Here is a 23,346-nt window from a genome sequence, read left to right as displayed (position 1 = left end):
CTTCATCATACGCGCTTGATCGCCAGGCTGGCGAGATAGGCCTTGGGGTTGGCGGGATCGAAGGTCTTGCCGTCGAAGAATTTCTCGACGCCGCGGCTGTCGCTGGCCGGGCCCTTGCCGCCCAGCATCGCGGCGGCCTTGCGCCAGATGTCGGACCGGTTGACCTTCGCGATCACGCCCTTGGTATCGAGCGTCATGGGCAGCTTGCCCCAGCGTTGGTTCTCCGTGAGGAACCAGAGATCGTGGCTCTTGTAGGGGAAGGAGGCGTAACCCGCGAAAAACTTCATCCTGAAGGCCGCGTTCGGGAATTTCCGTCCGTCGCCCATGGTGAAATTGCCCTGCAGGCGGTCGGCAATGTCGGTGATCGGGCACTTCAGATAATCGCGCCCCGCAATCGTCCCGGCCAGTCGCGCGATATTGCCGGGATTGTCCGCCCAGCGCTGCGCCTCGATGATCGCCGCCGTGATCGCCAGCGCCGCCCTGGGATATTTCGCCACCCAGTCGGACCGCATGGCGAAGCTCTTTTCGGGGTGGTTCATCCACATCTGGCCGGTCGAAACGGCGGTGTAGCCCAGTTGCTGCGCGACGAGCTGGTCGTTCCACGGCTCGCCCACGCAGAAGGCGTCCATCGTGTCGGCCTTCATGTTCGCCACCATCTGCGGCGGCGGCACGGTGATCAGTTCGACATCCTTGTCCGGATCGATCCCGCCGGCCGCCAGCCAATATCGCAGCCACATGTCATGCGTGCCGCCGGGGAAAGTCATCGCCATGGAGATCTTCTTGCCGGCCGCCTTGCGCTGGGCGATCACGCCTTTCATCTTTCCGGCGTTGAGGTCCGCCCTGGCCCCCAGATATTCCTTGGATACGGAGATCGCCTGGCCGTTGACATTGAGGCGGGCGAGGATGCTCATCGGCGTCGCCTTGCCGATCGCGCCCAGCGTCAGCAGATAGGGCATGGGCGTCAGGATATGCGCCCCGTCGATGCCGCCGCCCGCGCTTCCCAGCACCAGATTGTCGCGGGTCGCGCCCCAGCTCGCCTGCTTCGCCACCTGCACGTCGGGCATGCCATATTTGGCGAAGAAGCCCAGTTCCCTGGCGATGATCAGCGGCGCCGCATCGGTCAGCGCGATGAAGCCCAGCTTGGCGCCCGTGACTTCCGGTCCTGCCCCGGCCGCGAACGCACCCGATGGAAATGCCTGCTGCACCGCAGCGAGCAGCGCCGCCGTGCCGCTCCTCTTCAGCAGCCCACGCCGGCTGACGCCATGCTGATTATCCCCCTCTGCCATTCCCTGATGTCCTTTCCTTGTTGCCCGTGACTGCCGGAAGCAGCGCGCAACCAGCCATCGCCGGAAGCGATCCAGCGCACGAAAATCGATGCCGAAAGCCGCCCGGCAGCATCCATGCCGCCAGCGAAAACCCAATAAAAAAGCCGCCGGAACGAAGGTCGTCGGACCTTGTTCAGGCGGCGTCATTGCCATGTCGGTCTTTTCATCAACCGAAGCTGAACCCTGACCGTCATCGGCAGGCCCAACCTATGTGCCGAAGCGCCCCTGCTTCGACGGATGGAAAGCTGTCACCGATTCATCCGAGTCGCAAGCGAAATTTTTGCATTGCACAAACTATAACCGCCAAGCGCTTTGCCGGATCGGGCGGCAGGCGTCATGAACCCTGCACGTTTGCGCAAGATATGTTCGGCCAAGCAGATCGACGGGTGATGAAATTGGTGGGCCCGGCAGGACTCGAACCCGCAACCTAGCCGTTATGAGCGGCCAGCTCTAACCATTGAGCTACAGGCCCCACCTTGTTGCCCGGATAGGCAGCATCAGGCCGCTTGGCAAGCCTGTCCTCGCGGCTGGACTGCGTTAAGGAACGCATCCAGCGTCGCGGGGCGAACATTTCGCCTGTCCAGATGATCAAGCACTGCGTCCCACCAGCCATAGAAGGCGGTCCTGTCCGCCTCGTCGCGAACATAGGGCGTATGCCCCGGCTCCAGCGTCGGGGAGTGGAAGCTGAAATTCAGCACCGGCACGCCTTCCCCCAACAAGGCGTCGATTGCGGCGATCGCCTCCCGCGCGTCGATCCCTTCGGGCGTCAACGGTATGCGGCTCAACATCCCGGTATGCGCCAATGCGCCAGCCATCGGTCCCATGAGTTGCGCCGCGCGGTACAGACGCTCGCCACCGCCGCGCAGCAGACCGGCAAAGGCCGTGGACAGCGGCAGCTCCACCAGGCGCCGCCCGGGTCCGGCCCAATAGGGATATTGCGGCAAGCCCCGGAAGTCCGGACCATGTTGCCCGCCATAATCGAAGCGGCTGCGGACCGAACTGTCCAGCCGGAAGCCCGCCTCCTCCAGCAGGCGGGCGCTATTGGGCCCGACACCGTAGCGGCCGGCCCGGTAAGCGATGGGGCGAGCGCCGAAACGTTCCGCAATCCGCTGGCATAGCGCTTCCAGCTTCGCCCGCTCCACCGCCTCCGGCAGAAAGCCGACATAGCTGTTGGCGGCCGTCACCTCCTCGACATGCGGCGGGTTGACCCAGGGATGCAGATGCGCGCCGATGTCGGCCGCGCCATCGGCCAGCCAGCGTCCCATCAGCTCCGCCGCTGCGTCGCTGTCGACCACGGGATAGTCGGTCACATAGACGGGTTTCACCCCGGCGGCCGAGAAATAGGCCTGGCCGCGCGCCATTCCGTCGAGCGCCGTCACGCCATGCCCCGTCCGGCGGAAGGGGGCGTTCCAGTCGAACTCCTCCTCCGTATCCACGAACAGCATGAAGCGCGTGCCGAAGTCCGGATCGAGCGTGACCCTGTCCTCCGCCGCTGGTGCGCGGAGCAGGTTGCCGTCATGGAAAAGCGTCGTCATCCGCCCACCGCTACCCGGATTTGGTTGCGATAGGGTTTCGCTCGGCGCAGGTCAGGCGCTGCCGACGGCATCCTCCGTCTCCGCCATGGCCGGCACGGCGAGCAGGAAACGGCCGGGTTCGACGTCCAGCGCCCCGCCGCACCCCGTCGCCAGGCTGCGGATCAGGCGGAGAGAAAAGCCAAGGCCCAGCAGCGGGCCGTCCGCCCAATTGCCGTCCGGCATATAGCCTGGATCGAGCAGCCGGTCCTCTTCCATCCCCGCCAACGTCGACGGCCGATCGATGGCCAGCACCACGCGGCCTTCCGCCCCGTCCGGCTGATACCAGCAGGCGCCGGTCAGCGCTTCCCCGGCCGGTGCAACGGATATGAGCGTACGCAGCAGATGCTGGATCATGCGCTCGCCCTGCACCGGATCGATCCGCACCATCGGCAGGCCCCGCGCCATGGCGATGTCGATCTGCGCGCTGTCCCCCTGCTCGCGGAAGCGCGCCGAAACCTGCGTCACCAGCAACGCGGGGTCGACGGCGCGCGGCGCCTCGTTCCCGCCCTCGCCCCGCGACACGCGCGCCGCAAGGTCCAGATCGTCGAAGGCCGTCAGCAGATGCCGCGCATCCACGGCGATCTTGCCCGCCATGTCGCGATATTCGGGACCTGCCGGACCGAACAGTTCCTGTTCGATGATCTCGGCAAAGCCCAATATCGCATTCAGCGGCGTGCGGAGTTCATGCACCAGTTGCCGGATCGAATCGGCGGACAGACCGGCGATGGACACAGGCTCGGCGCGGGGTTCGACGGCGACTTCGTGGAGATAGGGTCGCCGGGCCTGCCCGCGATAGCCCTGGAAACGGCCGGAGCGCGGATCGAAAAAGGGTGTGGCCGACAGCCGCCACTCGCCCGCCATCGTGCCGCCGACGATCGTATAGCGGCCGTTCTGAAAACCGCTGCGCCGCATGAAGGCGCCCGCGACATGGCCATCCGGGCCGCTGCCGCCTTCCAGCGCCGTCTCGTTGAGCGCAAGGCCGATCAGCGCCGCCCGCGGTCCCTGGTCGATCCAGACGATCGTTCCGGACGCATCCGTTTCGAAGGCGAAGGCGCGGGGTCCGGTGATGGCGGGGCGCTGCGGCGCTTCGTCCGCGTCGCCTGCGCGCCGGGCGCTGGTGAAGCGTGCGATCCGGTCAACCAGATTGCGGATCTGGCTGCGATCCTCCTCCGCCTCCTCGACCGGCTCGGCCTGCGGCCGGTCGATTTTCGGATCGGCAGGAACGATCATCGCCTCGGTCAGCAGCATGTCTTCCTGCTCGACCGCGACATCGCTGGTCAGCACCAGGTCGGTCGCACCGAACGCCTCCAGCCCCTGCAGCGTCGCCGGGCCAAGGTCGCGCCGCGACCGCAGCACGCCACGCGCCGTCGGCGTCAGGCGCGGCAACATCTCGACCCAGGCCGCGTCGGAAAGGCGCGCACGGGACATGGCGGCGGCGACAATCGCCGGGCGGTCATTGGCGAAGAATTCGACCAGCGTGGGCGACCGCAACCGACCGCCCAATTCCACGACCGTCGCGATCCGCTGCGTTTCCGACAGTTTCGGCAGCAGTCCGGTCAACCGTTCCAGCAGCGCCGCCCGCTCCGCATCGGACATGATCGATCGGTCGTGCCGGTCGTTTTGCGCCAGCAGATCCACGCATTGCCGCCAAAGCGTGACGGCCCCGATGCCGCTGCGTCCTTCCGCGGCGAGAACCGTCTGCATGAGATCGTTGAAGCGCACCCGAATTCCCCAAATTCCAGCCCCGGCGCAGCGCTGAAAAACCTTCCGCCGGAGAGATCGTTACACAGGAATAATGCTTCGCGCCGCAAAGGGGAAGGGCCGCGGACGGGTTCTTATGCGAACGTCGCATAGTGGGACAATTGCATTGTCCTGAAATATTATTATGGTAACGCCTTATTAACTGGCAAGGAAATAAGCGGAATAATGGCCGGCCCCAATATTGACGACATCGACCTCCAGATCCTTGGCGAATTGCAGGGCGACGGCAGGATGACCAATGTGGAGCTGGCCCGCAAGGTGGGCCTGACGGCTCCCCCGTGCCTGCGCCGCGTCCGCGCGCTGGAGGAAAGCGGGGCCATCAGTTCCTACCATGCCGTGGTCAACCCATCGATGCTGGGCTACACCATCACGGTCTTCGCGATGGTCAGCCTGAAGAGTCAGGCCGAAGCCGACCTGAAGGCATTTGAGGACCACATCGCCACCCTGCCTGAGGTGCGCGAATGCTATATGCTGAACGGCGAAATCGACTTCATCCTGAAGGTGGTGGCGAAGGACCTGCAAAGCTTCCAGCAATTCCTGACGTCGAAACTGACGCCCGCCCCCAATGTGGTCAGCGTGAAGACCTCGCTCACCATAAGGACATCCAAGAACCTGCCGGGCGTGCCGCTTCCCGTTTGAAGGGTGACGGTCAGGGTTGGTTTCCTGCCATTCCCCCTCCCGCAGGCGGGAAGGGGCTAGGCGGTGGGCTAGCGCGACATCAGCGGGAATTTGCAACGGCTAAGTCAGAAGCTCGCTACGCTCGCGCCCACCCCTAACCCCTCCCGTTTACGGGAGGGGAAGGTCCTGAATTGGCCAATTCCGGCCAACAAGCAGCCCGGCTTCTCCCTCAGCTCGCAGGCGCCACCGTCGGCATGGAGGCCGTCTTCCTGCTCTGCTGATCCACCCAGACGGACCAGAAGCCAGCGACATTCGCCCAGTTGCCCGTCGTCACCTGTCCCAGTGCGGCCTTCGCCCCGGCCAGATCGCCCGACCGCGCCAGTGCCACGCCAAGCCGTGCATTGGCCCTGCCGGCATCGACGCCTCCCTTGCTCAGGGCAAGGCGATATTGCTCGACCGCCTGCGGGAACTGGCCGAGCGAGAAATAGGTGTCGCCCACGGCCATGGCTGCCGACCCGTCCTTTGCCGCCGACGCCTTCTTCGCCGCAGCGGGCAGGCCCGCGATTTCCTTCGCAGCCTTGGGTGTGGCGCTCTTCAGCAATTGCGCCGTCGCCGCCTGTGTCGGCGTCAGCTTGCCGGCCGAGCGACCGGCCTCGATGATCGCCTTGGTCTCCGCGCTATAGCCCGTCTTGTCGGCCAGTTGCGCATAGGCCTGGTAGTCGCGCTCGCTCGCCATGGCGCCATTGGCCGCCTGCAGGCGATAGAGGTCGAGCTGCACCTGCGCATCCATGCCGGGCGCCGTCAGGTAATTGGCGAGAGCGGACCGCCATTCCCCTGCCGAATCATAATGGGCAAGGCGCTCCCGATACAGCGCGCCCAACTCCGTCCAGTCCCCTGCCTGATAGGCCATGGAGATCGCCCGGTCGTACCAGGCGGCCGGTATCGGCTGCCCGGCCGTCCGCTGCCGCGCCAGCGCCTCCTGCACGAAGCCTCGCGCATCCTTGGGCTTGTTGCGCCGGATGGCGATGTCCGCGCGCAGCATGGTGGCGTCGATCGGATCGTAACCGAGCGTCCGGGCGTAATCGAGCTGCGCCGTCGCATCGTCGTAATTGCCGACGATGTAGGACAGATAGCCCGCGATATAGCGCAGGCGCGGCATATCGCCCTTGGGCACCGAGGAGGTCTTGAACATGTCGTTCAATGCCACCCGCTGCGCCTGCCGGTCGACCTTCAGCACCGCCAGCTGGAACCGCAGGCCCGCCGCCACATAGGCCTCGAAATCGCTGACCGGCATCAGGCCCGAAATCTGGGCCTGCGCGGTCGAGACATCCCCGGCCTTGATCGCGCTGTCCGCCGCCTGCGTCGCGGCGCGGAAACTGTCCGACATCTGGATCGCGGGGCCGACGGCCGGCTTCTTCGCAACGGCGGGCGCGGCCGCCATCAGGGCGGCGCCGGCCAGCAGCCCGCAGGTCAGATTCGAATGTCTCATCATGGCCATGTCAGCCATCCCCCTTGTCGCCTGGCTCCGGCCAGACCGTCATCATGTTCGAAGATGGAAAAGGCGCACCGCCCGGACCGGGCAGCGCGCCTCCATCAGGCAAAGATCAGGCCTTGGTGGCCAGATAGGCCAGCCACAGATCGGCGATCTGCTTGCGCGAACCGGCCTGCACCGACTGGAAAGCCGCCTTGGCCGAAGCATTGTCGCCACCCAGAGCCTTGGCGATGCCCATGCGGGTGTTGATCTCGTCCGCGTCGACGCCGCCCTTCTGCTTGGCGAGTTCGAACATCGCCGCCGCCTTGGCATAGTCGCCATAGCCCAGATAGGCGTCGGCCGTGGCCGCCGCGATCTTGCCATTGGCCGCCTTGCGCGCATCGGCCTCGGCCGTGCCCAGCGAGCCCTTGTCGCCCGCGATCTTCGACACGGCAGGCTGGTACAGGTCACCGCCCTGGCTGGCGTTCAGCACGCCCTTGCCGCGGCCCGCGTCGATCGCGGACTTCACTTCGCCATAGATGCCGGTCTTCGACGCCATTTCGGCATATTCCAGATAATCCTGCGCCACGACCAGGCCGCCGGAGGTCGCCATCAGGCGCAGCACGTCCAGATTCTCGCGGTTTGAGATATTGGGATTGGCCTGCTGGAACAGACGGATCAGCGTGCGCAGATTTTCGCCGCTGGGCGCTGCCTGATAGGCCATCTTGGCCCATTCGGTGACTTCAGGCAGCTTCGCCGTCGCGGCGCGGCTGACGCCGATCTGGTACCATTGCGCCGGCACCTGGCCGCCCGAGGCCCTGGTCGCGTCCGCCGCGGCCTTGAGCGCGGCCAGACCCTGCTGGTTCAGGCCACGCTGCGGCTCGACCGAAGCGTTGGCGGTGCCGGCCTTGCCGAAATAGGCCTGCGCCAGCGTCACGTTCACCGCTTCGGGCTTGTAACCGGCCTGCGCCGCGGCCTGGGCGCGGGTGATGGCAAGATCGTAATTCTTCGCCTGCAGCGCCTGGTCGGCGGCGACGGCGTTGAACTGGCCGGCCTGTTCCGGCGGGGTGAGGCCGCTGTCCAGCATCTGGGTCAGCGCCTCGCTCTGCATCGCCGCATCCTTGCCGGCGATGGAGGTGTTCAGCTTGATGGCGCCGATCTGATATTTGTCGTCGTTCGACTTGGCCTTGCTGTCGGCGTCGGCCAGCGCGGCCTTTGCCGCTGCGAAATCCTGCTTCTCGGCGGCTTGCTGCGCGGTCTGCAGCGCCTTGACCACGTCGGGCGAGACGTTCAGCTTGGGCGCGCCGCCCTTCTTCTCTTCCTTCTTGGCCGCGAATGCCGGAACCGAAACGGCGCCGCCAGCCAGCGCGAGAGTCAGCGCGAGCGCCACGGGGGTAACAAAACGCATGTTCATCTTCTCCTCTGCGCCCGGGGGACAGGCGGCCTTTGTTTACGCCGATTAGGGGTCGGCGCGTGAATAACGTTTGAACGACCTATATGCACCAGTTAACCGCCTGTCAGCCCCAAGGAACGGATCGCGCGAAACAATCTGGCGCGCCGATCGCGCGGCTCATGGTCCATACCGCTCATTCCCGTCGCGTGCGCGCGTGCGCGCGAGGGGTGACAATATTGTTTCGCTCCGCTAGTGCAGCAGCAACGAACCATATCCATCCAAAAAGAGAATCGCATTGACCGACGAGACTGCCCTCGCCGACCCTTCGGACATCAGCCCCATCTCCATCGTGGAGGAGATGAAGGCGAGCTATCTCGACTATGCCATGTCGGTGATCGTCGCCCGCGCCCTGCCGGACGTGCGCGACGGCCTGAAGCCGGTGCATCGCCGCATTCTCTTTTCCGCCCATGAATCGGGCTTCACCTACAACAAGCCCTATCGCAAGTCGGCCCGCATCGTGGGCGACGTGATCGGTAAATATCACCCCCATGGCGACACGGCGATCTACGACGCATTGGCGCGCATGACCCAGGACTGGTCGATGCGCGTGCCGCTGATCGACGGGCAGGGGAATTTCGGTTCCATGGACCCCGACCCGCCGGCGGCCATGCGCTATACCGAAGCGCGGCTCGCCAAGGTGACGAACGCCCTGCTGGACGATCTCGACAAGGACACCGTGGATTTCCAGCCGAACTACGACGCTTCGGAAAGTGAGCCGCAGGTCCTGCCCGCGCGGTTCCCCAACCTGCTGGTCAACGGCGCGGGCGGCATCGCGGTCGGCATGGCGACCAACATCCCGCCGCATAACCTTGGCGAAGTAATCCGCGCCTGCCTGGCCTATATCGACAACACCGGCATCACCGTGGACGAACTGATCCAGATCGTCCCCGGCCCCGACTTCCCGACCGCGCCGCTCATCCTCGGCCAGTCCGGCGCCCGCAGCGCCTATCATACCGGCCGCGGCTCAATCATGATGCGCGCCCGGCACGAAATCGAGGAAGGGCGCGGCGACCGCCGTTCCATCGTCCTCACCGCCATTCCCTATCAGGTCGGCAAGAACGGCCTGGTCGAAAAGATCGCCGAAGCCGCCAAGGACAAGCGGATCGAGGGGATCAGCGACATTCGCGACGAATCGAGCCGCGAAGGCGTGCGGATCGTCATGGACCTGAAGCGCGACGCCACGCCCGAAGTCGTGCTGAACCAGCTCTGGCGCAACACCCCCGCCCAGTCGAGCTTCCCGGCCAACATGCTCGCCATTCGCGGCGGCCGCCCGGAACTGCTCAACATCCGCGACATCATAGAGGCGTTCGTCCGCTTCCGCGAAGAGGTCATCACCCGCCGTACAAAGTACGAGCTCAACAAGGCCCGCGACCGCGCGCATATCTTGCTGGGCCTCGTCATCGCGGTCACGAACCTCGACGAAGTCGTCCGCATCATCCGGGGCTCGGCCAGCCCTGCCGAAGCGCGCGAAACTCTGCTCGCCCGCGACTGGCCGGTGGCGGAGATCGCGCCCTATCTGCGGCTGGTGGAAGCGATCGAAACGGAAGTCAGCGGCGACAGCTACCGCCTGTCGGACACGCAGGTCCGCGCGATCCTCGACCTGCGCCTGCATCGCCTGACCGCGCTCGGCCGGGATGAGATCGGCAATGAACTGGCGGAACTCGCCACCGCCATTGCCGAATATCTCGCCATCCTCGGCGACCGCGTGAAGCTCTACGCCGTGATGCGTGAGGAGTTCGAGGCGATCGAGCGCGACTTCGCCACCCCGCGCCTGTCGGAGATCACCGCCGCCGCCGACGGCATAGACGACGAAGACCTGATCGAGCGGGAGGAGATGGTCGTCACCGTCACCGTGCAGGGCTATATCAAGCGCACCCCGCTGGAGAGCTTCCGCGCCCAGGCGCGCGGCGGCAAGGGCCGCTCCGGCATGGCGACGAAGGATGAGGACGCGATCACCGAATTGTTCGTGACCTCCACCCATACGCCGGTCCTTTTCTTCTCGACGGCGGGCAAGGTCTATCGCCTCAAGGTCTGGCGCCTGCCCGAAGGCGGCCCGGCGACGCGCGGGCGGCCGATGGTGAACCTGCTGCCGCTCGGCCCCGGCGAGACGATCCAGACCGTGCTGCCGCTGCCCGAGGATGAGGAGAGCTGGAAGGATCTGCACGTCATGTTCGCCACCGCGAACGGCACGGTGCGCCGCAACAGCATGGACGCCTTCGCCAACATCCCGTCGAATGGCAAGATCGCGATGCGCTTCGACGATGAAAGCAGCGACCGCCTGATCGGCGTGGCGCTGCTCACCGAAGAGGATGACGTGCTGCTCGCCACCCGCCAGGGCAAGGCGATCCGTTTCCAGGCGACGGACGTGCGCGAATTCCAGAGCCGCACCTCCACCGGCGTGCGCGGCATGACGCTGAAGAAGGACGATGAGGTCATCTCGCTCTCCATCCTTCATCGCGCCGGCATCAAGGATCAGGAAGAACGCGACGACTATCTCCGCTTCGCCCCCTGGAAGGCGGAGAAGGAAGGCTCGCCGCAGATGAGCGCGGAACGCTTTGCCGAACTGGCGGCCAAGGAACAGTTCATCCTCACCGTCTGTGCGAACGGCTATGGCAAGCTGTCCTCGGCCTATGACTATCGCCGCACTGGACGCGGTGGGCAGGGCATCACCAATATCGACAATATCGGCCGCAACGGCCCTGTCGTCGCCAGCTTCCCGGCGCGGCACGGCGACCATCTGATGCTCGTCACCGACCAGGCCAAGCTGATCCGCATGGGCCTTGAATCCCTCCGCGTCATCGGCCGCAGCTCGGCGGGCGTCCGCCTCTTCAACGTGTCCGACGACGAGCATGTCGTCAGCGCGGCGAAGATCGAGGAAAGCGACGAGGAGACGGAGGTGAGCACCCCCGCCGGCCTGGAAGTCAGCCCGGACGTCAGCCCCGAAGCCGATCCGGACCTGGCCGAAGAGTGACAGACCTCTTCGCCTACAAGATCCTGACCGGGGATCAGTATGACCAGTTGAAGGCGGACGGCGTGTTCAAGGGCGCGCCGGTCGATGTTGCGGATGGCTATATCCACATGTCGACCCGCGAACAGGCCGCCGAAACCGCCGCCAGGCATTTTGCGGGGCAGGACCATCTGGTGATGCTGATGGTCGACCTGGCGCCTTTCGGGGACGCGCTGAAATGGGAAGAGTCGCGCGGCGGCGCCCTCTTCCCGCACCTCTATGGCGACCTGCCGCTCAGCGCCGTTGCAGGCAAGGTGGTCCTGCGCCTGGACGAGCAGGGCAGGCATCTCTTTCCGGCGGGTTTCTGATCACCGGCCTCTGGCGCGGCGCGCCCGCGCGGCAGGCCGCGGCGCCGTCATGACCCCCAGCGCCCTGACAGCCATGGCGGGATGATGCAATAGTCCGTCGATCCTGCGCACCCATGCCGGTGGCGGGACCGGCCGGCGCAGTCCCAGCAGGCCCAGCCGAATGATTGGCGAGCTTCTTTCGAGCAGCAGATAGAACAGGACCGGGACCGCCAGCGCCGCCACGATGCGCACGGAGGCGGGCCACCATGGCTGCGTCTCGATCAGCACCATCCTGTGCATGAAGAGGATCACGAGGGACGCCCGTCCCAGCAGGGCGAATTTGCGGCCGATGCCAAGCGGCGTCAGCGGCCCCGATGCCAGCCACCGGCTCAGCCACACGATCATGTGCGACCATCCGATCGCCCCTGCGACGCTGGTCAGGGCCGAGCCATAATGGCCGAACTTCATGTCCATCGGCAGGATGAAGGGCGTCAGCAACAGCGTCACGATGGCGATCAGCAGGTGCACCGGGCCCTCGAACACCGGCTCGCCTCCCAGCAGGAAGGTCGATGCCCAAAGGCTGCCGACGCCGAGGAAGAATATCGCCATGGGCAGCACCGCCATATTCCACGCCAGCGAATAGCCGCCCAGCGGATAGGCGATGACCAGCATCAGCAGGAGCAGCGGGATCAACCGCACCCCGCACCCCTCCCCCATGCGCCGGGCCATGGCGTTGAAGGCGACCTGCGCCCCGAAAAGGACGGTGATGAACCAGGCCGTTCCGAACCAGCCGGTAAGCTGCCGCCCGCCGAACAGCATGCGCCGGGCCAGCAGCAGGTCGGAATGGAAGATCGCGGACCAGCTTTTCCCATCCAGCATCATGCCGGCGTCCTGCATGCCCGTCAGCAATGTGAGGAAGCAGCCATAAGGCAGCAGCAGGGAAAAGACGCGCTTGTAGATCAACTGCGCGGATGGTTCGGAATGATAGGCTATGCCCGACAGGATGAAGAACAGCGGCATGTGGAACAGGTAGATCCAGTCATGCAGCCGCCCCGTGACCGCATGGCCCACCACGACAGTGACGATGCCAATTCCCTTGGCACAGTCCAGCCACTCCCAACGTTGTGTCGCGCATTGCATCGATGACGCCTTTCGCTCGCTCATCGTGCGCCCGATTTTTCTTTGTTGGATAGGCGTTTCCGGCGTCGAAAGCCATTAAGGGCGATCGCCTAGGGTATGTGGGGATTCAGTTCAGGGTGGAGCGAAAATGGTGGATTTCGAGAACCGGCGTGGAGCGTACTCAAGGTACGTGAGCACTGGAAGCGCAGAAAGCTGCCATTTGCAGCCCGCCATGAGCTGAATCCCCACACAGCCTAAGACAATTCGCAAGCGATGGAATAGCCGCTGGCCCGGAAAGAGCGGAGAAATACGGGAACAGAGCGGCTGTCCCTGGCTGAATGGAGGGCGCTCAATCCAGCCGCTCGATCAACGCGTCGACACCGGCGTTCACGCCGCCGTAAAGATCGCCCTTCCGGAAATGGGGGATCATCTTTTTGTCGATGACGCCCTGGCAATAGGCGTCCGTCAGCACGCTTTCCAGCCCGAAGCCCACGGCTATGCGGACCAGTTGCTCGTTCGGGGCGACCAGCAGGACCACGCCATCGTCATGGCCCTTGCGCCCGATGCCCCACTGGTTCGCCAGATCGGTGGTGAACGATCCGATCTCCGTCCCGTCAAGGGACGCCACGGTGGCGACAACCATCTGGTGCCTGGTCGATCGCTCCAGCTTTTCCAGCTTCCGGGACAGCGCTTCCTCCTGCCCCACACTGAAAATACCGGCTGCATCGGTCACCCGCCCGGCCAGCGCCACGGCCGGTTCGGCCCGCCCGGCTGTTTCCTGAGACGCCGTTTCCTGAGGCGCCGTTTGCGCTTTCAGGCCGGGGATCGCCAGCGCAGCGGCGCAGAGCAGCAGAAGGCGGACCGGCATGGCCCTCATCCCACCTTCTCCATCCGCGCGACCTTTCCATTCCTCATCCAATAATCATAGCCGCCCCATCTTATCCGGCTGGAGCAGGCGGCCGCCAACTGAATTCCCCAATGCGCCCAGCACACGGCAAATGGCGCCAGCACGTCCCACCGGAGCGACCGCCGCGCCGTCCGCGCCTGGCCGGGTTCCAGCACGCCCGCGACGATCCGCCGCCGCGCCAGCGCCCGGCCGAGAGCCGCTGCATAGCCCACCGCCACGGCGCTCCAGCCGCCCCATCCCACCACCCAGACCCAGCCCAGCGCCTGCACGCCCGCCACGGCGCAGGCGATCCGCCACATGCCCGGACTGTTGGTCAGGACATGGCGATACTGCCGCACGGCGAAAGCCAGCGCCCCTTGCCGCGCCAGCGGACTGGCGATCAGCAGATCGCGCACCGGCCGCAACCGCAGCTTCGCCCGCCATCCGGCCAGCCCGATCGCCATGTCGTCGGACAGCCGCCCCGCCAGCGCGGCATCCAGTTCCAGCCGCTCGGCCGTCTCCCGCGTCAGCGCCATGGCCCCGCCCCAGGGCATGGTCGCGCTCGCGGCTCTGGGCAGAGTCGCCAGTTGCATTTCAACCGCGCCCACCAGCGCAGCCGCCACGCCCGCTTCCGGCAACAACAGCCGGTATCCCGTCACGATGTCGGCCTTTCCCCGCACCAGGGGAAAGAGCAGCCGGCCCACCAGCCGCGGCGGCGGCATGATGTCCGCATCCACGAAAACCAGATAGCGATCGGCCTCCCGCAGGGAGCGCAGGGCCGCGCGCAGCTTGTGAACCTTCTGCCCCTCGTCCCCGGCGATGCCGGCACGAACGAGCTGCACCCAATCCCCCTCGCGCGCAGCCATCGCCTCCGCCGCCGCGCATGCGCCGGAGGTGGCGACCACCAGCCGGAACCGGGCCGTCTGCGCCTTCAGCCGCGCGATGAGACCGGGGCTCCCATCCCAATCGTCCCGCACCGACAGCAGCATGACGACGCCCTCCGGCGCCTCCTCCTGCCGGTCCGTCGGCAGATGCCGCCAATAGTTGAGCACGCCGATCACGCTCAGCCCCTGCAGGATCACCCAAAGCCCCAAGGCCCAACTCATCGCAAATCCAAGCCCTTTACCGCCCCGACCGCTGCTGTATGACGGCAGGCGCGATGCTCTCCAACCCCTTTCTCTTCACCCTCCTCCGTATCCTTCCGGCATCCCTCGCCTCCTGGCTGGGAGGCTGGCTGTCGGCCAATGTCGCGCGCAGGTCCATGAAATTGCGGGATGAACGAGCCCGCAGGAACCTTGCCGTCCTGCGCCCCGAACTGGACCAGGCAACCCGGGAGAGGATGCTCACCCGCCGCTGGTTCAATCTGGGCCGCACCATGGCCGAACTCGCCAATGTCGACCGGCTGGTGAACGACCGGCACGTGACCATTGCGGACGAGGCAGCCTATCGGGAAGCGCTGGCTTCGCCACGGCCGATGATTTTCCTGACGACCCATATCGGCAATTGGGACCTGCTCGCCGCTCATCTGAAGGCGTCGACCGACCGCCCCGGCCTGGGCGTCTACGATCCGCCGGACAATGCGGCGCAGGCCGCGATGCTGAAGCGGGCGCGGGAAAGCTATATGGGGGAAGCGATTACGGGCAGCAGCGGCGCGGCCCGCGCCATCCTGCGGCACCTTTCGGAAAAGGAGCGCCCGATGCTCTATATCCTCGTGGATGAAAGACGCGACCGGCAGGTCTGGTTTCCCCGTTTCGGCCGCGACCTCGAACCGTCGGGCAATCTTTCCATCGCCCTGCGCCTCGCCCGGCGCAGCAATGCCCGCTTCCTGCCCTTCACCCTCGCCCGGACGAAGGGCGCGCACTTCCATCTCGACTGGCACCCGCCGCTCGACCCCAAGGCCATGGAGGAAGCGGAACTGCTCGACGCCATCGACGCCTATCTGGGCAAGGCATGCATCGACCATGCGGACCAATGGCTGGCGTTGCACGATATGGACCTGGCGGCTGCTTCCCCCGCCCTTGTGGCTTCCCGGAGCGAACAGGTGGCGGGATGAAAGCGGTTCTCACGCCCTGCCGCACCCGCTAAAGCGCCCCCATGTCCCGACTCGCCATCAAGATCTGCGGCCTTTCGACGCCTGACACGGTCGGCGCCGCCATGCGCGCGGGCGCCACGCATCTGGGATTCGTCCATTTCCCCAAAAGCCCCCGTCATGTAGAAGCGGACCGGTTGCGCGCCCTGGCAGCGCCCGTCCCATCCCATGTCGGGCGCGTCGCCGTGCTGGTCGATCCAACCGACGAGACACTGGCCGATCTCAGCGCCACGGGCGCCCTCACCGCCCTTCAGCTACATGGGAAGGAAAATCCCGAACGCGTGGCGGCCATTCGTCAGCGCTTCGGCATTCCCGTCTGGAAAGCCATTCCGGTGAAGACCCGCGCCGACATCGACGCCGCGGGCGCCTATGCGGGCGCTGCCGATTTCATCCTGTTCGACGCCAAGACGCCCGAGGGCGCGGCTCTCCCCGGCGGCATGGGCCTGCGCTTCGACTGGACGCTGCTGCGCGGCGCTTCCCTGTCGTTGCCCTGGGGTCTTTCCGGAGGCCTTGGCATCGACAATGTGGCCGAAGCCGTCCGCATCACAGGCGCGCCGCTGGTCGATGTTTCGTCCGGCGTCGAAAGCGCGCCCGGCATCAAGAGTGTGGACAAGATCATGGCCTTCTGCAATGCGGCGTCGGCATGTTGACGCAGAGCATCCTTTTAGAACGCATCGGCCTTCGATGGCGTTGATCACTTGCCCAGGTGATCCAACCCCATGACTGAAGAGATAGAAGCGATGACCGACAGCATTACCCTGCCCAACAGCCTGCGTTCACAACCCGACGCCTCCGGCCATTTCGGTTCCTTTGGCGGCCGTTATGTGGCCGAAACCCTCATGCCGCTCATTCTGGAGCTGGAGAAGGTCTACAGGGACGCCAGGCAGGACCCGGCGTTCGACGCCGAATTCACCGAATTGCTGCGCAGCTATGTCGGCCGCCCGAACCCGCTTTACTATGCCGGGCGCCTGACCGAAGCGCTGCGCGCCGAAGCCGCACCCGGCAAGGGCGCGAAAATCTATCTGAAGCGCGAGGAACTGAACCACACCGGCGCGCACAAGATCAACAATTGCATCGGCCAGGCGCTGCTCGCCCGGCGCATGGGCAAGAAGAAGGTCATTGCCGAAACCGGCGCGGGCCAGCACGGTGTCGCCACGGCGACCGTCGCCGCCCTGTTCGGCATGGAATGCAAGATCTTCATGGGCGCGAAGGATGTGGAGCGGCAGAAGCCCAACGTCTTCCGCATGAAGCTGCTGGGCGCGGAGGTTATCCCCGTGGTTTCGGGATCGCAGACGCTGAAGGACGCGATGAACGATGCGCTGCGCCATTGGGTGTCGAACGTGCACGACACTTTCTACATCATCGGCACGGCGGCCGGGCCGCACCCCTATCCGGAGCTGGTGCGCGACTTCCAGTCCGTCATCGGCCGGGAAGCGCGCGAGCAGATACTGGAACTGGAAGGCCGCCTGCCCGACATGCTGATCGCGCCGGTCGGCGGCGGTTCCAACGCCATCGGCCTGTTCCATCCCTTCCTCGACGATGCGGAGGTCAGGATGATCGGCGTCGAAGCGGCGGGCGAAGGCCTGGCCGGCAAGCATGCGGCGAGCCTGGCCGGCGGCAAGTCGGGCATATTGCACGGCAACCGCACCTATCTGCTCCAGGACGAAGACGGGCAGATCACCGAAGCGCACAGCATCTCCGCCGGTCTCGACTATCCCGGCATCGGGCCTGAACATAGCTGGCTGCATGAAATCGGCCGTGTCGAATATATGCCCATCACAGACGACGAAGCGCTCGCCAGCTTCCAGAAGCTCTCCGCGCTGGAAGGCATCATCCCCGCGCTCGAATCCGCCCATGCGATCGCCAGCGCGGAAAAGGTCGCGCCTACGCTCGACGCCGACCGGATCATCGTCGTCAACCTATCCGGCCGCGGCGACAAGGACATCTTCACCGTGGCGAGCGCCCTGGGGGTGGAGATATGACCTCGCCCGCCATATGTCTTGCTCCTGCGAAGGCAGCAACCCCGTTCAACCGTCACCTGTTCACGCGACCCGTGGACCGGGCTGCCGCCTTCGCGGGAGCGCGTTGCGTGTCGGGTTTGGGAATTCGATATGAACGTTGACCGCCTCTCCGCCCGCTTTGCCGCCTGCAAATCGCAGGGCCGCGCCGCGCTCGTCACCTTCGTGACGGCGGGCGACCCCAGCGTGGCCGATACCCCCGCGATCCTCGATGCACTGGTCGAGGGCGGCGCCGACATCATCGAACTCGGCATGCCCTTCACCGATCCGATGGCGGACGGCCCCGCCATCGAACTGGCGAACCTGCGCAGCCTCGGCTCCGGAACGAAGACGAAGGACATTTTCGCCCTCGCCAGCGCCTTCCGCGCCAGGCACCCTGAAACCCCGCTGGTCCTGATGGGCTATGCCAATCCGATGCTCGTGCGCGGCCCCCAATGGTTCGCCGACCAGTGCAGCGCCGCAGGCGTCGACGGCGTGGTCTGCGTCGACGTGCCGCCGGAGGAAGACGCCGAAATCGGTCCCGCCCTGCGCGCGGCCGGCATCCACCTGATCCGCCTCGCCACGCCGACGACCGACGCGGCCCGCCTGCCGGCCGTGCTGAACGGCGCCAGCGGCTTCCTCTATCATGTCGCCGTCGCAGGCATCACCGGCAAGCAGCAGGCCGCCCAGGCTGCCGTCGAACAGGCGGTAGCCCGGCTGAAGACCGCCACCGACCTTCCCATCGCGGTGGGCTTCGGCGTGCGTTCCGCCGAACAGGCTGCCGCCATTGGCCGCGTGGCCGACGGCGTGGTGGTGGGGTCCGCCATCGTCGACATCGTCGGCTCGCACGGCGACGCCGCCGCCCCCTTCGTCAAGGAGTTCGTCGCTGCCCTTCGCGGCGCGCTGAACGCCAACAGCCCTCATTTCCGGGAGACCGCCGCATGAGCTGGATCAACCGCGTCCGCAACGCCCTGCCCTTCATGGCGAAGAAGGAAACCACCGCCGAAACGCTGTGGCACAAATGCCCCTCCTGCGCCGAGATGATCTTCATCAAGGAGTGGGAGGACAATCTTTCCGTCTGCCCGCGCTGCGACCATCATGGCCGTATCGGACCTGCGGAGCGGTTCGAACAGATACTCGATGCCGGTTTCATCCTGCTGCCGACCCCGCAGGTGCAGGAAGACCCGCTGAAATTCCGTGATTCCAAGCGCTATCCGGACCGCATCAGGGCCGCACGCGCCGCGACGGGCGACCAGGACGCGCTGATCAACGCGCGGGGCGCCATCGATGACGTGCCGCTTGTCATGGGCGTGCAGAATTTCGCCTATATGGGCGGTTCCATGGGCATGGGCGTCGGCGCCGCCTTCATCCAGGGCGTCAACGAAGCCATTGCCCATAAATGCCCCTATGTGATCTTCACCGCAGCGGGCGGCGCGCGCATGCAGGAGGGCATACTTTCCCTCATGCAGATGCCGCGCTCCACCGTGGCCATCCAGAAGCTTCACGCGGCGGGCCTGCCCTATATCGTGGTGCTGACCGATCCGACGACCGGCGGCGTCACGGCCAGCTACGCCATGCTGGGCGACATCCAGATCGCGGAGCCCAATGCGCTCATCGGATTTGCGGGCCAACGCGTCATCGAAAGCACGATCCGCGAAAAGCTGCCCGACGGCTTCCAACGCGCGGAATATCTGCTGGAGCACGGCATGCTGGACATGGTCGTCCATCGCAGCGAACTGCGCGACACGCTGGCCCGGGTGATCGGCTACCTCGCCCCTCGCGCCGCGGCCTGAGGTCATCGGGGAGACCAGCGCCGATGGCCGACCACGCCGTCTCCGACGATCCCGCCGTCCAGGCCCAGCTCGACCGCCTCGCAACGCTGTCGCCGGGCGCAGACATATTGGGTTTGGACCGCATCGCCCGCCTGCTTGACCGCATCGGCAACCCCCATCGCGCCCTGCCGCCCGTCTTCCACGTTGCGGGCACCAATGGCAAGGGCTCGACCTGCGCCTTCCTGCGCGCCGCGCTGGAGGCGGACGGGAAGACGGTTCATGTCTTCACCTCTCCCCATCTGGTCCGCTTCAACGAGCGCATCCGCATCAGCGGCAAGCTGATCTCCGACGAGGCGCTGGCTCATTACCTCTCGCGCGTGCTCGACGTTGCGGAAGGGATCGGCGCCAGCTTCTTCGAAGTCACCACAGCCGCCGCTTTCCTTGCCTTTTCCGAACATCCAGCCGACGCCTGCGTCGTGGAAGTGGGCCTTGGCGGCCGCCTTGACGCCACCAACATCATCGAAAAACCCGTGATCTGCGGTATCGCGCAGCTTGGTCTCGACCATCAAAGCTTCCTCGGCACCACGATCAGGGAAATCGCCGCTGAAAAGGCCGGCATCGCCAAGCCCGGGGCGCCGCTGGTGACGCAGCGCTATGCCGACGCGCTTTTCCCCGTGATGCTGGAGGCAGCCGCCCGCAACCGGACCCACTGGTTCGCCATGGGCGAGAGCTGGGACGCGGCGGCCTACCGGGATCGCCTCCACTATCGCGACGATCAGGGGCGGCTCGACACGCCCTTGCCGCGCCTGCCCGGCGCACACCAGATCCATAATGCCGCCCTCGCCTTCGCCATGCTGCGGCACCAGAATGTCGTGCCCGTCAGCGAAGCCGCGTTGAAGGCCGCTCCGCTCTGGGCGCATTGGCCGGCCCGCCTGCAAAGGCTGGACCATGGTCCCTTGCTCGCGCCTCTTCCCGAAGGGACCGAGGCCTGGCTGGACGGCGGCCACAATGCCGGCGCGGGCGAGGCGATCAGCGCCTTTTTCAGCAGCGAGCGGCTTGAGGGGCATAAGCTCGAACTGATGATCGGCATGCTGTCTAACAAGGAACTGGACGCCTATCTCCATCCCTTTGCCGGCCGGATCGCGCATATCCACGCCCTGCCGGTGCCAGGTCACGATCATCATCCGCCGGAACGCTTCGCCGCCGTTGCCGATCGGTGGGGCATTGCCTGCACCGCGCATGCGGGACCCGAAGACGCCATTGCCGCCGTCGCCGCTCAGCCGGGCCGTGAACCCAAGCTGCTGATTTCCGGCTCGCTCTATTTGGCCGGAGAAATTTTGCGACTGAACGGTCAATATCCCGACTGAATTTACTTGCGATTGACTCGCAATAGCGTACTCTTGCCTTCCGACGACAAGGCAGAAGGTACGAACGCATGGCCCATGGAGAGTCCCCCTCCCTCGATCAGCCCCGTCCGCTTCCCGGCGGCTACGGCAACCGGCTGTTCCTCTATGTGATGCGCCGCATGGCGACGGCGGGGGTCAACGATGCCCATGCCGCCAATGCGATGCTGGGCGCCTTCGGCCGCAGCTATCGCCGCCCGCTCGTGCTGATGCGGGCGATGATGCTGGAACTGGCGCAGACATCCAGCCGCAGAATATTGATCGCACCCTGCTGTTGTTCGCGCATGACGAGCGACGAGGCGCTGATGATTCAGGCGATCGGCAGCGCGCTGCGCAGCCCCCGCTCGGCCTATGACGATGTCGCCGCGTTACTGGGCAATGACCATGCCTTGGGCGCGCTCACCTGCCTGCAGGCGGTCGCCCAGGCGCATCGCGACCTCGGTCGGCCACTTGACCTTTACGCCGCGGGCTGAGGGGCTGCCGCGCTCCCGACACTGGCGTCGATCAATCCTGCGCGCATCATCAGCCAGAACAGGACGATGCCCGGCACCGCCAGCGCCGTGGTCAGCAGGTAGAAATCGACATAGCCGAACCGTTCGATCATCGCGCCCGCCGTCGTCCCCGTCAGGAACCGTCCGACGATGCTCGCCGCCGCCGAAATCAGCGCATATTGCGCGGCGGTGAAGCGCAGGTCGCAGAGCGCGGAGAAATAGGCGACCACCGTCACCCCGCCGATGCCGCTCGCGAAATTTTCGAAGCCGATCGCGCCGGCCATGCCCCAGTTGCTCTTGCCCAGCGCCGCCAGCAGCGCGAAGCTGAAGTTGGAGACGCCCATCAGCAAGAGGCTGACCAGCACCGACCGCTTCATTCCCATGCGCGCATACAGCACGCCGCCGACGAAAATTCCGATCAGATAGGCCCAGAAGCCGATCCCGACGTCGTAGATGGCGATTTCGTCATTGGTGTAACCCATGTCGTCGAACAGCAGGCGGAAGGTGAGGTTGGCCAGCGTATCCCCGATCTTGTGCAGCAGGATGAACAGCAGCACCAGCCAGGCGCCGCGCCGGCGGAAGAATTCCACCAGCGGCCCCGCGATCGAGTCCCAGACTTCGCCCAGACCCCGCCGCGCCGTGGGTTCGCGGTGCCGCTCCGGCTCGCCCAGCACCAGCCCGGTCAGCATCGCGGGAAGCGCGAATATGGCGCAGGCCAGATAGGCGCCATGCCAGCCGATCCGGGCCGCCAGCACCAGCGCCAGCGCACCCGCCGCGACCGATCCGATGCGCCAGCCATATTGCGACATGCCCGACCCGACGCCCAATTGCTCCGGCCGCAATGTCTCGATCCGGTAGGCGTCGATCACGATGTCGAAAGTGGCGCCGGCGATGCCGACCAGGATCGCCGCATAGGCCGTCTGCAAAAGGCCGGTGGTGGGATCGACCAGCGCCAGATTGGCGACCGCCGCCATCACGAACACCCCCGCGACCAGCAGCCAGCTCACCCGCTGCCCCAACCGGCCGATGACCGGCAACCGAACGCCGTCGACGACCCAGGCCCACAGCCATTTGAGATTATAGACCAGGAAGGCAAGGGTGAAGGCCGTCACGGCCTTCTTGTCGATGCCGTCCTGCGCCAGCCTGGTGGTCAGCGTCGCACCGATCATCGCATAGGGAAAGCCCGACGATATGCCGAGAAAAAATGCCCCCAAAGGCGCCTTCTGCACATAGGGCTTCACCGCATCCAGCCAGTTGGCCGAGCCCTTCGCGATGTCGGTCATAAATTGGTGCGCCCCCGGGAATGATTATCCGGGCCACCATATGGGCAAATGCGGTGGAGGCAAGCCGTCCGGCAATCTTATAACCGGGCCCGGATCAGGCGGCATCCTCGAACAGGTGAAGACCGACGGGAAAACGGGGCAATGCCTTTCCCCGAAGCAGGGCATCCACGACATCGACCGCCGCCAGCAGATCGCGCGGCGCATAGGGCTTGGCCAGGCATCCCAGGGCCATTTCCCGCGCGTCGACAGGGCAAGCCCCCGTCACGAACAACACCGCCACGCCCTTGCCCGCCGCAAAGCGCGCAAGATCGATGCCGGTCTTCTCCCCATGCAGGGTCACGTCCGCGATCACCAGATCGACGCTTTCCTCCTGCATGATGGTGACTGCATGGGCATATTCGTCGACGGTCGCGGCCACGCGATAGCCGGCCATTTCCAGCACATGCTCATTGTCGAAGGCGACCAGCGGCTCATCCTCGACCACCAGCACGCTGCGTATGGCCTTGCGCCGCCCCCGCGCTTCGGCTTCCCCTTTTACCAGCCCGAAAAACATTTGCCGATCCGCCCCATTTGCGCCATTCACCCGACCAACGTGCAAGGCCCCGAAGGGGTTTCCCATCGTCCCGGCGCATGGGCGCAAGGACAGCACCATTCGTCAATTTCCCGGCCTTCCGGATATGGGAAGGCCACCCTGTTTTGAAAAGGAACTCTTCCGTGGAACCGCCGAAAAAATCTGGGCCGCCCCGTCGGCCGGGCTCCGGTGGTCCCAGGCGTCCGACGGGCGCCAAACCGGCGCCGGCATCACGCCCG

The 23,346-nt window shown here is 65.7% G+C and carries 20 protein-coding genes and 1 tRNA gene; 10 read left to right on the top strand and 11 right to left on the bottom strand.

What is annotated here, in order from left to right; all coding sequences use genetic code 11:
• Positions 1–5: 5 nt before the first annotated feature.
• The 4 genes from K7W03_RS10750 to K7W03_RS10735 all read right to left on the bottom strand — a co-directional run bounded on the left by K7W03_RS10750 (position 6) and on the right by K7W03_RS10735 (position 4,621).
• Positions 6–1,286, bottom strand: coding sequence for a CmpA/NrtA family ABC transporter substrate-binding protein (locus tag K7W03_RS10750; RefSeq protein ID WP_140041876.1), 1,281 nt, complete (start codon positions 1,284–1,286; stop codon positions 6–8).
• A gap of 435 nt (positions 1,287–1,721) precedes the next feature.
• Positions 1,722–1,797: transfer RNA gene (locus tag K7W03_RS10745), tRNA-Ile, on the bottom strand.
• Positions 1,798–1,822: 25 nt separating this feature from the next.
• Positions 1,823–2,860, bottom strand: coding sequence for a polysaccharide deacetylase family protein (locus K7W03_RS10740; protein ID WP_140041806.1), 1,038 nt, complete (start codon positions 2,858–2,860; stop codon positions 1,823–1,825).
• Between the two features lie 51 nt (positions 2,861–2,911).
• Entirely contained in the window at positions 2,912–4,621 is a 1,710-nt protein-coding gene (locus K7W03_RS10735) for a histidine kinase dimerization/phospho-acceptor domain-containing protein (protein WP_222886302.1), read from the bottom strand.
• Positions 4,622–4,825: 204 nt separating this feature from the next.
• Between K7W03_RS10735 and K7W03_RS10730 the strand changes: the two genes are divergently transcribed.
• Positions 4,826–5,299, top strand: a complete 474-nt coding sequence (locus K7W03_RS10730; protein WP_025551551.1) for an Lrp/AsnC family transcriptional regulator — start codon at positions 4,826–4,828, stop codon at positions 5,297–5,299.
• A 208-nt stretch (positions 5,300–5,507) separates the two neighbouring features.
• Here the strand turns inward: K7W03_RS10730 and K7W03_RS10725 are convergent, their stop codons facing one another.
• Positions 5,508–6,776, bottom strand: a complete 1,269-nt coding sequence (locus tag K7W03_RS10725) for a hypothetical protein (RefSeq protein ID WP_044663121.1) — start codon at positions 6,774–6,776, stop codon at positions 5,508–5,510.
• 106 nt (positions 6,777–6,882) lie between these two features.
• A complete protein-coding gene (locus K7W03_RS10720; RefSeq protein ID WP_025552082.1) occupies positions 6,883–8,163 on the bottom strand; it encodes a hypothetical protein in 1,281 nt (426 codons plus the stop codon).
• A 274-nt stretch (positions 8,164–8,437) separates the two neighbouring features.
• Here K7W03_RS10720 and gyrA point away from each other — a divergent pair, with 274 nt between their 5' ends.
• Positions 8,438–11,173: a DNA gyrase subunit A gene (gene gyrA / locus K7W03_RS10715; RefSeq protein WP_222886301.1), complete on the top strand. Its 2,736-nt coding sequence runs from the start codon at positions 8,438–8,440 to the stop codon at positions 11,171–11,173.
• Positions 11,170–11,517: a DUF952 domain-containing protein gene (locus tag K7W03_RS10710; protein WP_222886300.1), complete on the top strand. Its 348-nt coding sequence runs from the start codon at positions 11,170–11,172 to the stop codon at positions 11,515–11,517. Before gyrA ends, K7W03_RS10710 begins: the two co-directional genes overlap by 4 nt.
• On the opposite strand, the gene K7W03_RS10705 is transcribed toward K7W03_RS10710, so the two are convergent.
• The 3 genes from K7W03_RS10705 to K7W03_RS10695 all read right to left on the bottom strand — a co-directional run bounded on the left by K7W03_RS10705 (position 11,518) and on the right by K7W03_RS10695 (position 14,607).
• On the bottom strand, positions 11,518–12,660 hold the full coding sequence (locus K7W03_RS10705) for an acyltransferase family protein (protein WP_222886299.1): 1,143 nt from the start codon (positions 12,658–12,660) through the stop codon (positions 11,518–11,520).
• A 304-nt stretch (positions 12,661–12,964) separates the two neighbouring features.
• Positions 12,965–13,483 (bottom strand): TPM domain-containing protein, encoded by a 519-nt coding sequence (locus K7W03_RS10700; protein ID WP_222886298.1) that lies wholly within the window; start codon positions 13,481–13,483, stop codon positions 12,965–12,967.
• A gap of 5 nt (positions 13,484–13,488) precedes the next feature.
• Entirely contained in the window at positions 13,489–14,607 is a 1,119-nt protein-coding gene (locus K7W03_RS10695) for a glycosyltransferase (protein ID WP_222886297.1), read from the bottom strand.
• A gap of 53 nt (positions 14,608–14,660) precedes the next feature.
• Between K7W03_RS10695 and K7W03_RS10690 the strand changes: the two genes are divergently transcribed.
• From K7W03_RS10690 to K7W03_RS10660, 7 genes are all read left to right on the top strand, one after another.
• Positions 14,661–15,554: a lysophospholipid acyltransferase family protein gene (locus K7W03_RS10690; RefSeq protein WP_137709979.1), complete on the top strand. Its 894-nt coding sequence runs from the start codon at positions 14,661–14,663 to the stop codon at positions 15,552–15,554.
• 41 nt (positions 15,555–15,595) lie between these two features.
• The gene (locus tag K7W03_RS10685; RefSeq protein ID WP_222886296.1) at positions 15,596–16,240 is read left to right on the top strand and encodes a phosphoribosylanthranilate isomerase; all 645 of its coding nucleotides are present in this window, start codon (positions 15,596–15,598) and stop codon (positions 16,238–16,240) included.
• Positions 16,241–16,330: 90 nt separating this feature from the next.
• Positions 16,331–17,572 carry a tryptophan synthase subunit beta gene (gene trpB / locus K7W03_RS10680; RefSeq protein WP_103000148.1) on the top strand — a complete coding sequence of 414 codons (1,242 nt, stop codon included), beginning with the start codon at positions 16,331–16,333 and terminating at the stop codon, positions 17,570–17,572.
• A gap of 129 nt (positions 17,573–17,701) precedes the next feature.
• A complete protein-coding gene (gene trpA / locus K7W03_RS10675; RefSeq protein WP_222886295.1) occupies positions 17,702–18,532 on the top strand; it encodes a tryptophan synthase subunit alpha in 831 nt (276 codons plus the stop codon).
• Positions 18,529–19,380 (top strand): acetyl-CoA carboxylase, carboxyltransferase subunit beta, encoded by an 852-nt coding sequence (gene accD, locus K7W03_RS10670; RefSeq protein ID WP_044662102.1) that lies wholly within the window; start codon positions 18,529–18,531, stop codon positions 19,378–19,380. The genes trpA and accD overlap by 4 nt, the downstream gene beginning before the upstream one ends.
• 23 nt (positions 19,381–19,403) lie before the next feature.
• Entirely contained in the window at positions 19,404–20,726 is a 1,323-nt protein-coding gene (locus K7W03_RS10665; RefSeq protein WP_222886294.1) for a bifunctional folylpolyglutamate synthase/dihydrofolate synthase, read from the top strand.
• A 68-nt stretch (positions 20,727–20,794) separates the two neighbouring features.
• Positions 20,795–21,235 (top strand): DUF6628 family protein, encoded by a 441-nt coding sequence (locus tag K7W03_RS10660; protein WP_222886293.1) that lies wholly within the window; start codon positions 20,795–20,797, stop codon positions 21,233–21,235.
• Here K7W03_RS10660 and K7W03_RS10655 read toward each other — a convergent pair.
• Positions 21,220–22,536, bottom strand: coding sequence for an AmpG family muropeptide MFS transporter (locus K7W03_RS10655; protein ID WP_222886292.1), 1,317 nt, complete (start codon positions 22,534–22,536; stop codon positions 21,220–21,222). The two genes, K7W03_RS10660 and K7W03_RS10655, sit on opposite strands and share 16 nt — an antisense overlap.
• 94 nt (positions 22,537–22,630) lie before the next feature.
• Positions 22,631–23,089 carry a response regulator gene (locus K7W03_RS10650; protein WP_103000153.1) on the bottom strand — a complete coding sequence of 153 codons (459 nt, stop codon included), beginning with the start codon at positions 23,087–23,089 and terminating at the stop codon, positions 22,631–22,633.
• Positions 23,090–23,346: the final 257 nt, after the last annotated feature.

This window comes from Sphingobium sp. PNB, from assembly GCF_019873065.1.
Lineage (GTDB): Bacteria > Pseudomonadota > Alphaproteobacteria > Sphingomonadales > Sphingomonadaceae > Sphingobium > Sphingobium fuliginis.
Note: the sequence above shows the minus strand (reverse complement) of the source record. Positions and strands in the feature narration are given on the sequence as shown.